Origin of the sequence: Rhizobium sp. 2MFCol3.1, from assembly GCF_000377565.1 — a bacterium.
GTDB lineage: Bacteria > Pseudomonadota > Alphaproteobacteria > Rhizobiales > Rhizobiaceae > Rhizobium.
Window position 1 is genome coordinate 125,242 of sequence record NZ_KB898359.1, and the last position, 12,442, is coordinate 137,683.

At 57.7% G+C, this 12,442-nt stretch carries 11 protein-coding genes; 4 read left to right on the forward strand and 7 right to left on the reverse strand.

Annotated elements, in window-relative coordinates; translation table 11 throughout:
- Positions 1-49: 49 nt before the first annotated feature.
- On the reverse strand, positions 50-952 hold the full coding sequence (locus D460_RS0115475) for a LysR family transcriptional regulator (protein WP_018899477.1): 903 nt from the start codon (positions 950-952) through the stop codon (positions 50-52).
- A 91-nt stretch (positions 953-1,043) separates the two neighbouring features.
- Here D460_RS0115475 and D460_RS0115480 point away from each other — a divergent pair, with 91 nt between their 5' ends.
- Positions 1,044-1,490: an ester cyclase gene (locus tag D460_RS0115480; protein ID WP_018899478.1), complete on the forward strand. Its 447-nt coding sequence runs from the start codon at positions 1,044-1,046 to the stop codon at positions 1,488-1,490.
- Positions 1,491-1,500: 10 nt separating this feature from the next.
- Positions 1,501-2,421, forward strand: coding sequence for an NADP-dependent oxidoreductase (locus D460_RS0115485; protein WP_018899479.1), 921 nt, complete (start codon positions 1,501-1,503; stop codon positions 2,419-2,421).
- A 91-nt stretch (positions 2,422-2,512) separates the two neighbouring features.
- Here D460_RS0115485 and D460_RS0115490 read toward each other — a convergent pair whose 3' ends face one another.
- Complete coding sequence (locus tag D460_RS0115490; protein ID WP_018899480.1) at positions 2,513-3,211, reverse strand: YafY family protein; 699 nt, start codon at positions 3,209-3,211, stop codon at positions 2,513-2,515.
- Between the two features lie 89 nt (positions 3,212-3,300).
- Between D460_RS0115490 and D460_RS0115495 the strand changes: the two genes are divergently transcribed.
- Both D460_RS0115495 and D460_RS0115505 read left to right on the forward strand, forming a co-directional pair.
- Positions 3,301-3,699, forward strand: a complete 399-nt coding sequence (locus D460_RS0115495; protein ID WP_026283194.1) for a VOC family protein — start codon at positions 3,301-3,303, stop codon at positions 3,697-3,699.
- Between the two features lie 1,158 nt (positions 3,700-4,857).
- Positions 4,858-5,898: a fatty acid desaturase gene (locus D460_RS0115505; RefSeq protein ID WP_018899483.1), complete on the forward strand. Its 1,041-nt coding sequence runs from the start codon at positions 4,858-4,860 to the stop codon at positions 5,896-5,898.
- A gap of 95 nt (positions 5,899-5,993) precedes the next feature.
- Here the strand turns inward: D460_RS0115505 and D460_RS0115510 are convergent, their stop codons facing one another.
- The 5 genes from D460_RS0115510 to D460_RS0115525 form a co-directional block, all read right to left on the reverse strand.
- A complete protein-coding gene (locus D460_RS0115510) occupies positions 5,994-7,841 on the reverse strand; it encodes an AI-2E family transporter (RefSeq protein WP_245267760.1) in 1,848 nt (615 codons plus the stop codon).
- A 788-nt stretch (positions 7,842-8,629) separates the two neighbouring features.
- Entirely contained in the window at positions 8,630-8,998 is a 369-nt protein-coding gene (locus D460_RS0115515; RefSeq protein ID WP_018899485.1) for a response regulator, read from the reverse strand.
- A gap of 418 nt (positions 8,999-9,416) precedes the next feature.
- Complete coding sequence (gene chrA, locus D460_RS0115520) at positions 9,417-10,640, reverse strand: chromate efflux transporter (protein ID WP_018899486.1); 1,224 nt, start codon at positions 10,638-10,640, stop codon at positions 9,417-9,419.
- Between the two features lie 335 nt (positions 10,641-10,975).
- Positions 10,976-11,278, reverse strand: a complete 303-nt coding sequence (locus D460_RS33155; protein WP_018899487.1) for a putative quinol monooxygenase — start codon at positions 11,276-11,278, stop codon at positions 10,976-10,978.
- Positions 11,279-11,345: 67 nt separating this feature from the next.
- Positions 11,346-12,362, reverse strand: a complete 1,017-nt coding sequence (locus D460_RS0115525; RefSeq protein WP_018899488.1) for an NADP-dependent oxidoreductase — start codon at positions 12,360-12,362, stop codon at positions 11,346-11,348.
- Positions 12,363-12,442: the final 80 nt, after the last annotated feature.

The window sequence follows — 12,442 nt, forward strand, 5'->3', positions numbered from 1 at the left end:
AACCGGGCGCTTTGATCGCATCGCAATCCAAACCAGGTAGCCGATCACTTTATACACACAGTGAGGCGATCAAGCTCCTGAACCATTTCTGCGCTGGATGAACGTCGTTTCGGCGATGCCAAGCCATATTGTATTGAACACTGGGCAGGTCCAGCGGGGGATCTTTCACGCGCAATTCCGCGGCACGACCCGACGCTTCTACAACCCCTTGCATAAGCGTTGCGATCAGATCCGACGACGCGACCAAAGCGGGCGCTGCATACATCTGCGGAAGGGTGAGAGCGAGGCGGCGGCGCAGCCCTTGCTTCGAAAGTGCCGCATCCACCAAGCCGAAACTGTCATTTTCAGGCGACACGAGGAGATGCGACAGTTCCAGAAACGTGTCCAACGTCATCGGTTGGTCGGCTTGAGGGTGGCCGTTTCTGACCACGCAGACAAATCGCTCGGCAAACAAGGCTTGGCTCAAGATACGCCCCGCCGGCGTGTGTGGTACGCCGATCGTTACGTCGGCTTCTCCGTCATCGAGCAGCGCCACCGCATCGTCGCGATGCACGAAGCTGCGAATTTGCAGGATGACTCCAGGCGCATCCTGCCTGAGCCGCGCGACCAGCCTTGGCAGGATCAGGTGGGCAGGATGCTCGGCCAATCCGATGGCGAAAGTCGCCGTCGACTGCGCGGGATCGAAGACCTGGCGGAACTCAAGTGTTCTTTGAATATCGGTCAAAGCGCGGCTGATCGGCTCCGCCAATTCGAGAGCCCGCATGGTTGGATGGAGGCCATCGGGGCCCCGCACGAAGAGCTCATCGTTCAACAGCGCGCGCAATCTGCTCAAGGCCGCACTCATCGCGGGCTGTGTGCGGCCAATGCGGATGCCGGCACGCGTAACGCTGCGCTCCGCAATCAGAGCGTCGAAAGCGACAAGGAGGTTGAGATCGATACCATGTAAATCCATTCCATGGATGTTACGGCATACATTATATCGATTTCAATAATGTTTTAGCGCGGGCTATTTCCGTTTCATTGAATGAACACGGAGCCAGTCAATGCCCAATGAAACCGAAATTCGCAGCAGCGGGATCAGCGAAGCCGATCTGCAGATGCTCAAGACTTTTTACCGCGCCTTCGCCGGAGAGCCTGCGCTTCTCGACGATTGCGTCACCGCCGACTGGCAGGACATTCCCTTGGCGCCGGGCCAGGCCACTGGTCGCGATGGCGCAAAGCCGCTGATCGAGGGCTTCGGGACTGTATTTGCGGAGCTGCGCATCGAAATCCTCGAAGTTATCGGCGGACCGAACCGCGCCGCTGTCCGGGCGGTCATGAAGGGGCGCCATGTCGGCGAGCTGCTCGGGGTTGCCCCGACCCAAAAGGAGTTTGCGCTGCCGATCCACGAATTCCATGCCTTCGAAAACGGCCGACTGACCCGCACCCATCACATGGAGGACTGGATGGGCTGGTTTGCGCAGGTGGGCGCAGCCCCGAACGCCGCCTGAGGATATTCAAATGAAAAGCATGATCCTTTCCGCCTATGATCGCATGCCGCAGTCGCAAGAGATTGCAGCCCCTGTTCCGGATGAGGGCGAGGTCCTCGTCCGCGTTGTCGCCGCCTCGCTCAATCCACTTGACGTGAAGCTGCAGAGCGGCCTGGCGCATGACTACTTCCCCCTCAATTTCCCCTCTGCAATGGGCACGGACTTGTCCGGCATAATCGAGAAGACGGGGTCACTGACATCACGCTGGCGCGCTGGCGACAAAGTCATCGCCCGGCTTAATCCGACAAGGGGCGGAGCCTTTGCCGACTTCGCAATTGTACCGGAAAACCAGCTCGTCCTGATACCCGAGACGTTAGCACTGGAGACCGCGGCGGGCATTCCGACAGCAGCGGGAACTGCATGGCAGGCGCTGGTCGAATATGCCGGTATTGTCAGTGGTCAGACGGTTCTGATCCACGCCGGTGCAGGTGGCGTCGGGAGCTTTGCGATCCAGTTCGCCCGTGGATTGGGCGCTCGCGTTATCGCGACCGCCTCGGGCGACGGTATCGACATCGCGCGCAAGCTTGGCGCCGATTTCGTCATCGACTATCGCCACGAGGATTTTGCCGACAAGATTGCCGACATCGATTTTGTTCTCGACACGATCGGCAGCGAAACCCAGCAAGAATCCTACAAGGTTCTGCGTCGTGGCGGCAAGATCGCCTCGATCGTGGCGCCGCCGGACGAGACCATGGCGAAAGCCTACAGCGTCGATGCCGGGTTCATCTTTCACAGTTCGAACCGCGCTCGCCTGACCGACGCCGTGAAGGCAATACAGTCCTTCGATGTCGAGATTCTCGTCGACAGCGTGTTGCCATTCAGCCAGTTCGATCGGGCTTTCGAACGCCAGGCATCCGGGCGCGCTCGTGGAAAGATCATCTTGACCATCTGACCAAAGCGACGACGCGGCCGCGTCCTGCGGCAGTCGCGGCCTGATGTCAGCAATCGGCTCGAAGCGGAAGACCGCAGTCGGCCCGAAGCGGTCATCCCGTCTTGACAATTTTTTGCATTTCGCCGCCTCGCCATTCCTGCATCAGTTTGTTGCGGGGTATGCCTATACGCTCATCGAGGACGTCTGCTTGAAGAATGCGATCTGCGCGGAAGTGCCGAAACGATTGTTTCGATTGGCACCACGCGATCAAGAGGCTGTGTGTGTCGGCATAGCCCAAGAGCACTGGCCAGACGATGCGATTGGTAATGGTTCCATCCGCGGCGCGATAGTCGATCAGAAGTTTTCGTCCCTCCCTGATCGCTAGCCTAAGCAGACGTGTATCGCCCGTCGTGTCATGACTGACATCATCCGGCTTTATGCCGACGGCGGGCTGGGCGATAAAGGGAAGCAGGTCGTGCGGCATGACGGACGTTATCTTGGCAATCACGTCTCTGGCAGCGTTCCGCATGGCCTCGTCATTCAATCTGGATACCATTTGGACGCCGAGGACCACAGCCTCGATCTCCTCTGGGGTCAGCATGAGCGGCGGCATGTCGTAGCGCGGATCGAGAACGTAGCCAAAACCCGCCTCCCCCTCGATAGGGACGCGTTGAGCAATCAGGTGAGAGATGTCCCGATAGACCGTACGTTGCGATACTTCGAGTTCGCCGGCCAGATCGGACGAGGTGACCGGTTGGTTCGATCGTCGCAATATCTGGATGATCTGGAAAAGGCGATCCGCTTTGCGCATTGCTGCTGACTCCTGCTGCCATAACGTTGTCAGCACGCCTGTGCGATAAAGGCAAGGACAGAGATAGTGCATCTAGAAAGGGGAAGATCATGAAGCTCGCATCCACCCGCCTTGTCGCCTCGGACATGACCAAAATGGTGGCGTTTTACGAACTTGTGACAGGTGTCAAAGCCGACTGGCTCGCCCCGGTCTTTGCGGAAATCGTCACACCCGGCGCGGTTGTCGCAATCGGCAGCTTGGAGACGGTAGCCTTGTTCAGCGCAGGTAGTGCGGAACCGAGAGCGAACAGGACGGCTATCCTCGAGTTCATGGTATCGGATGTCGATGCAGAATTCGCGCGGCTCAAGGATCAGGTCGAGGTCGTCCACGAACCCAAGGATCTGCCATGGGGAAACCGAACCATGCAGATTTCGGATCCGGAGGGTACCCGCGTGGCACTCTATATGCCAGTCACGGACGCTGCCAAAGAGCGTTTCGCGGGCCGTTGATGCTATCAGTATCGTAAGTGGCCTCCTGCTTGAAAGGACAAAACGGCACTAGCCACACCACGTTGGCTAGTGCCTTCTATGATAATAGGGTTTCGCCGACCAGATCTGTGCTTTTGGCGCGGACTTGAGAGGCAGATGGACGATCTGGGCACCCGAACGTATCGGGACCACACGTGCGTTTGAAGCTGAGCCTGCCCGTCGACCATGTTGCAGAGGCCGAAGGGCTTTAGGGCTTCTTCTGTTTGCTGGACTCTACAGCCTTGGCCCCGAAGGTCGCCGGCGCTGCGGCTGGAGCCGCCTTGTCCTTCTTTGGTTTGCGGACCTCTTTATTGCTTCTAGCTTGACCCTTAGCCATCGATTCCTCCTGGTTGAGATAACGTCGCATTACCGAGCAGCGCTGGAGAGAATGCAAGCTATATCTTGGCCATCGAGGCTCTGTGTGCCAGGCCGCCGCATGGGCCTAGCGCGCTTGTCCCACCGGAGATATCTGATGTCGGTCAGTAGTTCCGACCAACACCCCACACCATGAACAAGAATGAGGCTGAAGCGGCAAAAGCTGCGATAGCTAGATTGGTATCCATGATGACCCCTGTAACTTTATGCGCTCTCAACGCGCCAAACGACGGGATAGTTCCAGAGGCGAACAGTCCCGACATGCGAGCGCTTTCATCGATGTTGCTGCCGCGGTCGCGTGTATCGGTTCGGCCGACGCGCCCCGCCAGTGACTTCACGGAACGCCGAATTGGTAGGGGGTACGCCAAGCACCAGGAGACGGTTCTACGACCGAGCAGTTTACGAGGTCGTGTGATATCGGTTGCTATGCGCCCCTCAATATCGATGTGTTCACTCAAGACCAATGATCGACGCTCTTATACGGAGGCCATTGCTTGAACCTTCGTAAAACAAAAGCGTCTCTGAACACCGAGGTCGGCAGGAAGATCCAGGCGTGTTGTCTCATTTCGCAGCCGCCACTGCTTTGCACGGGCCGCACTGACGCGGGAAAGCGGCCGGCGCGCAAGCCCACAAACAAAAACAGATGGTTTCGCCTCCCGCGCCGTAGTAGATGAGGCAGCACGTAAGCCTAGGCTGACGCCTTATAATTTAAACCGTGGTGTGGAGCGGAAGTCCTGCATTGCGATCAGAAACAGCTCGGATCACATGAACTCTCAAAACCACGAACCAAAATCACCAAGCCGGGATACGACCGGCGCTTGGATCAAGATTCTGGCGCAATACCGGCAGCCGCGACTTGGTCGCAGCGTTTTTGAGCTTGTGGTAACGGCTGTGCCGTTCGCTGCGTTCTGGGCCGGAGCGTGCATCTTCATCATGCAAGGTTCGTGGCTGGGCGCCTTGCTAGTTCTGCCTGCTGCAGCTTTCCTGCTTCGGCTTTTCATGATCCAGCACGACTGCGGGCACGGCTCGTTCTTCGCGCGGCGAAGGTTGGACACATGGACGGGACGCATAATTGGAGTTCTCACCCTCACGCCCTACGACTACTGGCGGCGAACCCATGCCGAGCACCATGCCTGTGCTGGCAATCTTGACGAACGGGGAGTGGGTGACATCGCCACCCTAACGGTCGACGAATATTATGCCCTCTCTCCGGCAAGGAGACTTGGATACCGCTTCTACAGGCACCCAGCTGTCATGTTCGGTATCGGCCCGATCTGGGTATTCCTCCTAAAACAACGGCTGCCGATCGGTATGATGAGGGCCGAATTCTTGCCTTGGGTGTCGACAATGGCAACCAATCTGGCGATCGCGCTTGTCGCTGCATTGACGATATGGCTCGTGGGGCTGGTGCCGTTCCTCTTGGTGCATCTTCCTGTTGTATTGTTGGCTGGAGCTGCCGGCGTTTGGCTGTTTTACGTACAACACCAGTTTGAGGAAACGCATTGGTCAAACGCCGACGACTGGAAGTTTCCTAAAGCCGCTCTCCATGGCGCTTCGCACTATGACCTCCCGCTGGTGCTTCGATGGCTAACGGGCAACATTGGCGTCCACCACATTCATCATCTCGCTAGCCGTATTCCATACTACCGACTTCCGGAGGTACTGCGCGCTCATCCTGAACTGGCGGGCATTGGCCGCATAACGTTGTGGGAGAGCTTTGGGTGTGTTCGACTTGCACTATGGGATGAACGGCGGCGCCGCCTTATTTCTTTCCGGGAGGCCCGGAAACTGCTGGCGCATCAATAGTGGTTTCATGCACGCTGCATATGATTTAATTCGCCTCTCGCTGCTTTTTTGAGGCGGCGCGAAAGTGGCGTGCATCGGCGTCGACACGTCACGATTCACGCTTGTGCCGCGCGCGGAATCCTTGGTCGTGCCAACTTCTTGACCACCACCTCTGGCCGGGCGGGACCTGTATCGGTCAGGGCACTTCTGATGGCGTCGCTCATTGTGGTGCAGACGAAATCCGCGTTTACGTCGTCTTCCTTTATTTGAGGGTATGCCTGTCCGTTTGCGGTCGGCATCATGACACCGACACGTAGACCCGGCTTTTGACGTTTCAAGCGGCGAACAATCTGACGTGCATGAGACATTGAGTTTCCATTCAAAAACGTGATGATCGCTGTATCGGCGACGCCAACGGGGGGCACAGTAGGGCCATCTTCGTTCGAAGTCTGCGGCACTTCGATGAGCTCTGCACCCTGAATTGACAGTAATTGCGCCAACATTGCCGCTCCCGCCGCGTCGATCGCCCCGCGACCGCCAATCGAAAGAACGATACGTCCTTCGCCATCTGGAAGCGCCTGACTGTCATTGGCGCCACCCGCACTCGCCGCAGGCCCGTCTTCTTCCTCGTTCTCTTCTTCGACGGCGATGTCGGCAAGGTTATCGATGAGTGTACGCGTGGTCGATGCAAGCAGGGCAATCTGTTCCCGCGTCATCACACCGCGCTGGCGGTCGGTTTCAGCCAGGATCAACGCGGGGAGCGCAACCCTTTCATAATAATCCACGAGGTATTCTTCCTCAAGGAGCTGTTCCGCGTTGTCGGTGGCTTCGTTCGGATCGCCGGCGAGCAGCCGCTGATAGAGCTTTTCCTGTGGCTGGAGGACAGGCTCGTTTCCAAGTAGCACGTCGAGGAAGCTGAACTGTGGGACATAGCGACCAAGCACAACGAGACAAACTGTCAGGGGGGTCGATAGCATCAAGCCGACAGGCCCCCAGAGCCACGACCAGAAAATAGCCGAGACGATGATCGCAAGCGGCGAAAGTCCTGTATGGCTGCCGTAAAGCCAGGGCTCCACAACATTGTTGCTGACCAGTTCTGTCACGATGAACAAGCCCGCGACCCACGCAACAAGTGACCAACCCGGTGCGATGGCGAGTGCCAGAAAAAGCGGCAGGATCATTCCGATCACCGGCCCGATATAGGGGACGAAGCGCAACACCAGCGTAAGAAGTCCCCAGAGTATCGCGTTTGGAATACCTAGAGCCCATAGGCCGATTGTGATCGGGATGGCGTAGAGAGAGTTCACGACCAATTGCATCAGCAAGTATTTGCCCACCCGCTTACCCGCGTCCTGGAGCGCAGAGGTCGTCTTGTGGAGATCACCCAGCCCGACGAGCCGAATGAAGCGGTCACGCAGGGCTTCGCGTTCGAGCAGCATGAAGATGACCAGCACGATGACGAGGCCCGCTGAGGCGAATGGACTGATGAGCGGTAGGATGAAGCTTCCAAGTGTCTCTATCGGGTTTGACCGCGTTACGATCTCGACGGGAATAGGTTCGGGTTTTTGGGCTTCTGCAGTCGGCGTTTCCTGGCTTTCGTTCGCGCGGATTTTGAGCTCGTTACCAATCCGCTCGACAGCTTTGCTCAGGTGATCTAGTACGCCGCTTCCGGAGCCGGCCTGGGTCAGAGCGTCGACCTTAGCGACAATGTTACGCTGATAGGTCGGAATGTTATCGGCAAGATTGGCGACCTGGGTAGCAACGACGATGCTGAAAAGCGTGATTGTCACAAAGGCGGATGCCACCGCCAGCAAAACGGACGCGATTTTCGGGACATGACGCTTTCTAAGGAAATTGACGATCGGCGCCAGCGTGAAAGTGAGCAGCAAAGCCAGGGCCAACGGCACGAAGACTTCTTGGCCGATGTGCAACAATGCACCCACGCCAATCAGGATCAGAACCATTCGGCCGGAGATCGTCGAATTGGTCAGGCTGCCGTGGATCGGAGTAATGTCGGACATGCTGGTCGTGTTCGATCTCTGCACAGCCAATTGCCTCTCCCATATCTCGTGACGTATCACCGATGGTCCGTTAGTCATTATGAAATATAGCTCCGATGTTCTTAATCGAGCCGCCAGGTGAAAATACTCAAGAGCCGTGCCGAGTTCTCCTTGATCGAAGAGATGGGAAGCGGCCTTCCAATGAGCGCAGATGAGGGCGACCACCGGCGATCCATCCGCTTTGGCCGCGGGGTTTTGGCTTCATTGGAGTTGATGCGGCTGTGGCATATCCCGCGCCAAATGATCATCCTCGCCGAGTGTCGAAGACCATCAACGTCAGCGTCGGAATAAAAAGAGCGCGCCCTGCAACAGATCAGGGCGGTAACCGCCCCCTTTTCCGAAATCGAGAGTTCGCCGACCTTGGTATGGTATTAGTCTGGCCTGCGATCGAACTTCAGGGGCTCTGAGAGACTGATCTAAGCTTTGCCAAGGACGGCGTTCTCGACTGCTACGTCGCCGACCTTGGTGTCCGCCGTACTGACAGCAAGACTTTCTATATCGAGGACGGGAGTTATTTCCGGCGAACGCTCTTGAAGGGCGGGCAGTTCGGTCGACTAACACGCGTCCACTGCCGAACCGGTTGGCGTCTGATTCCGGGCCTGAGCGTTTCACGCAAACACTACTAACCCTACGGTCCAAACAACGCGTTTTCCCTGTTTCATGAGCTTCCCTGAATAAGGGCCCGCGACTACTCAGTCCGTCAATAGCTCACGGATCATGGTCACGACTTCGCCGGAGACGTAGGGCTTTTTAAGGAAGGGCGTACCTTGGGGGAGTTGTTCGACTGAGGGCTGACGGTGGCCGGATGTCACGATGATTTTAATTGGCGGCCAGCGATCGCGAACAAATGCTGCGAGTTTCAGCCCGTCCATGCTTCCCGGCATGTCCACGTCCGTGAACACGAGCGTAATTTCGGTATGCAGTTCGAGGACCTCGATCGCCTCGTCTGCGGTGCCAGCTTCAAACACGATGAAGCCCTCGTCCTCCAAATCCGCTGTAATCGACAGGCGAATAAGAGGCTCGTCATCGACAACGAGTACAACTACTTGGTTGGTGGGCATGCAGGGTTCGCTTCTCTAAGAATGCTCCCGAGGCTTTGCGCGAGCTTTGTACGTTACCGAACATAACTGCGCCTGCCGTCACAAAGTTCCGGTGACGATGGTTCGATTTTATGGAGGTCGCCGCCGCACGGGACGCTGCTGCGCGAACGAGCGAGTAGCATCACGCCTCAACCACTTTGGCCTCCCGCGCAACGCACCTACGCTAGGCCTAGGTATTCGTCGACCGCAAGCATGGCGCTCCTCTCCGGCGTGAAGGAAGCCAATAGGATTATTGTTGGCATACCAATCGCGTCCGTCGGACGTGAGACGCAAGCACAGTGAGTGCTTCCGGGAGATGACCGGTGTTGACGCAAAGTGGAAGATCGCAGTCGGCCCAGACCGGACAGGAAAGCGACAATGGCTTTTCAGTGTGAAGTGGTCACGCTAATCCGCATACCTTTAGGCCGGCAGCGGCGGCGGCCAGCGACACCACCACGATCCAAGGTGAGGCTCGCCAGATCACCAATAGCAGGAAGCCGGTGATCGCCAGCAGGAAGTCAATCTGCGTGAGCACAGCGCTTGTCCATACTGGATGATAGAGGGCCGCACCCAGTACACCCACGACAGCCGCATTCGCGCCCCTCATTGCAGCTTGAGCTAGAGGGAGGCGACTGACACTACCCCAAAACGGTAGAGCGCCTACCAACAGGAGGAAGCCCGGAAGGAAGATCGCGACGAGACAGATAGCTGCGCCGAGGATGCCATTCAGGGGCGTTGACATGACCGCCCCTAGATAGGCAGCAAATGTGAATAGCGGCCCAGGAACGGCTTGGGCGAGGCCATACCCCGCCAGAAACGAGCTATCGGAAACCCAGCCCGGTCCCACGACTTCCGACGAAAGAAGCGGCAGGACAACGTGACCGCCACCAAATACCAGCGAGCCGGAACGATAGAAAGCATCAAACACGTCCACGCCTCGGTCGCTGAGTGCCCCGGCGAGAAGGGGCAGAGCAAACAGGAGACCAAGGAAAGCGAGCAGGCAGACGATGCCGACCGACTTGGGTACCCCGAACGCGATTAACTCTCCGGTCCGTTGGGCATCGGCGCGGCAGAGGACGAGGCCAACAAAGCCACCAACGACGATGGCAGCAAGCTGTCCGAAGATGCCGGCGAAGATGACCGCGACGACCGCCAGAAGGGCGATTATAATTCTCGGCTTGTCGGGGGTTAGGGACTTTGCCATCCCCCATACTGCCTGTGCTACAACAGCGACCGCAACGAGCTTCAAGCCATGTAGCAGACCCTGCCCAAGCGGGTTGTCGAGGGCGGTTGCAGCCTTAGCAAAGATAATCAGGATGATGGCGGAAGGCAGTGTGAATGCGGCCCATGCCGCAAGTGCACCCAAGGGGCCGCCGCGCATGAGACCAAGGGCAAAGCCGACCTGGCTAGACGCCGGACCGGGCAAGAACTGACATAGCGCGACAAGGTCGCCATACCCCTTCTCGTCTAGCCATTTCCGCCGAACAACGATTTCATCGCGGAAGTAGCCGAGGTGTGCGATGGGTCCACCGAACGAGGTGAGGCCGAGCTTGAGGAAGGTGGTAAACACTTCACTGGCAGTGCCCTTTGGGACAGCATTTCCTTGATCGAAGTTGGCCTCCATTGACGACTTCACGAAACATCTCCTTCACTCTTTTTCTGGCCAATTATCGAGCTGCAACGCCATCGGGAACTGCGTTGTACAGCCTCCAATCAAATCTCGATCTGGAAACACGACTGTGCTTTGCTTTAGTTTTGTGACGGCCATTTGAAGGGAAGGTCGCTAGGCGGCTATGGCCGTCTACGCAATAGTGCATGCCAGGACATAGCTGAGTAGGTCTGATCCCTTCCGTAGAACTTGGAAGATACGATGCTTGCATCAATGCCTGCCTGGCGATCACAATGACCACTGTCCGCGCGAACGGGAAGACCGCAGTCGGCCCACCGCCGAAGTGCGCCTCAGCGATCCATTATGTCGCGTTCGTTCCATGCGTCATACTTTCGGACGTCACTTCGCATTTTACCGCGCCAGCGGCTGACAAACGCAAGCGTGTCGGCCGCCTGCAGGTGAGCGCTTAGTGCAGCCTGATCGACCCAGCGTTCCGCTATCAGCAGTCGCCCTGATCGTGAATCTTCCACGGCAGCATCATAGGCGATGCTGCCAGAGCGTCTTCGTGTGGTGGAAGCCAGTGCCTTCAACTCTTTAAGGAATTGCGCCAAATGGGTCGGATCGACATGTATATAGCCGGTTATAATCAGCATTGGAGTTTCCTCTATCAGCGTCCTGACCGCTTTTCGCGGCGTGGAGCCTTGACCGGCCACCTAGTGATCAGGCGGCGACCAGCACGATCTTGCCCTGGATGCTCCCTTCGGAAGCACGGCGATGCGCTGCCGATGTCTCAGCCAGCGGATAGGTGCTGTCGATCACCACCCGAACGGTTCCGTCATCGAGTAGGCCTTTAGCTGCCGACAGCTGGGCGCCGTTCGAACGCACCTGCGTCGTAGAAACGGTGATCCTTCGCCGGGCAGCCTCCTCATAGCCGGAAAAGCCCAGGGGGTTTACAAGAAACAGGGCGCCGTCTTGCTTGATGCTCGGCAGGAAGCGTTCCATGTTCACGCCGCCGACGGCATCCAGCACCAGATCGATGTCCGTCGCCACTGTCTCGGCAGCAGCCTTTGTGTAGTCGACGAAGATATCGGCGCGGAGATCGTTCAAAAGCGCCTCGTGCTTGCCGGAAGCAACTGCAATTACCTTTGCGCCTTGCCATTTCGCGAGTTGGACAGCGAGATGGCCGACGCCGCCGCCGGCTCCGTTTACCAACACTGTCTTACCGTCCAGCGGCACTGGTTCATGCGGGAAGGCCTGGAATGGGTTGGGCGCGTCATGTCCCAGATCGACCAGAAATTGCCACGCGGTCAGGAGCGACATCGGCGCGGCGGACGCTTGGATATGGTCGATCCCGGCAGGCTTTGGCGCCAGGTCGGATGCTGGAACGCGAACATACTCGGCATATGCGTTGCTTCCTGTCATGAGGTTCTGCGGAAACCGAACCATCGCATAAACCTCGTCGCCGACCATGAACTGCGACACGTTTTCGCCGATCGCCGTGACCACGCCGGAAACGTCTGTGCCGAGGATCAACGGAAAGTGCTGGCTGGGCTGCCATTCCGGTGGCAAAGCCCGGTAGCCGTCGCGCAGATAGAGATCCGGCGGGTTGATGCTCGCGGCATGGACGCGAACCAGCACGTCATCCGCCGAGATTTCAGGTATGGGTGCGTCCTCATAGACAAGGACATCCGGCCCACCGAATCTGTGCAAGCGCACGGCTTTCATCATATCAGTCATCACTGCCTCATTGGGTATTTGCATCTTTAAACAGACCATACGACCATATGCACGGATTGATAATCGTCGGATAAATCGCT

Coding starts and splice junctions, on each gene's coding strand:
- D460_RS0115475 (WP_018899477.1), bottom strand. CDS start 952: ATGGATTTACATGGTATCGATCTCAACCTCCTTGTCGCTTTCGACGCT.
- D460_RS0115480 (WP_018899478.1), top strand. CDS start 1,044: ATGCCCAATGAAACCGAAATTCGCAGCAGCGGGATCAGCGAAGCCGAT.
- D460_RS0115485 (WP_018899479.1), top strand. CDS start 1,501: ATGAAAAGCATGATCCTTTCCGCCTATGATCGCATGCCGCAGTCGCAA.
- D460_RS0115490 (WP_018899480.1), bottom strand. CDS start 3,211: ATGCGCAAAGCGGATCGCCTTTTCCAGATCATCCAGATATTGCGACGA.
- D460_RS0115495 (WP_026283194.1), top strand. CDS start 3,301: ATGAAGCTCGCATCCACCCGCCTTGTCGCCTCGGACATGACCAAAATG.
- D460_RS0115505 (WP_018899483.1), top strand. CDS start 4,858: ATGAACTCTCAAAACCACGAACCAAAATCACCAAGCCGGGATACGACC.
- D460_RS0115510 (WP_245267760.1), bottom strand. CDS start 7,841: ATGGTTCTGATCCTGATTGGCGTGGGTGCATTGTTGCACATCGGCCAA.
- D460_RS0115515 (WP_018899485.1), bottom strand. CDS start 8,998: ATGCCCACCAACCAAGTAGTTGTACTCGTTGTCGATGACGAGCCTCTT.
- chrA (WP_018899486.1), bottom strand. CDS start 10,640: ATGGAGGCCAACTTCGATCAAGGAAATGCTGTCCCAAAGGGCACTGCC.
- D460_RS33155 (WP_018899487.1), bottom strand. CDS start 11,278: ATGCTGATTATAACCGGCTATATACATGTCGATCCGACCCATTTGGCG.
- D460_RS0115525 (WP_018899488.1), bottom strand. CDS start 12,362: ATGACTGATATGATGAAAGCCGTGCGCTTGCACAGATTCGGTGGGCCG.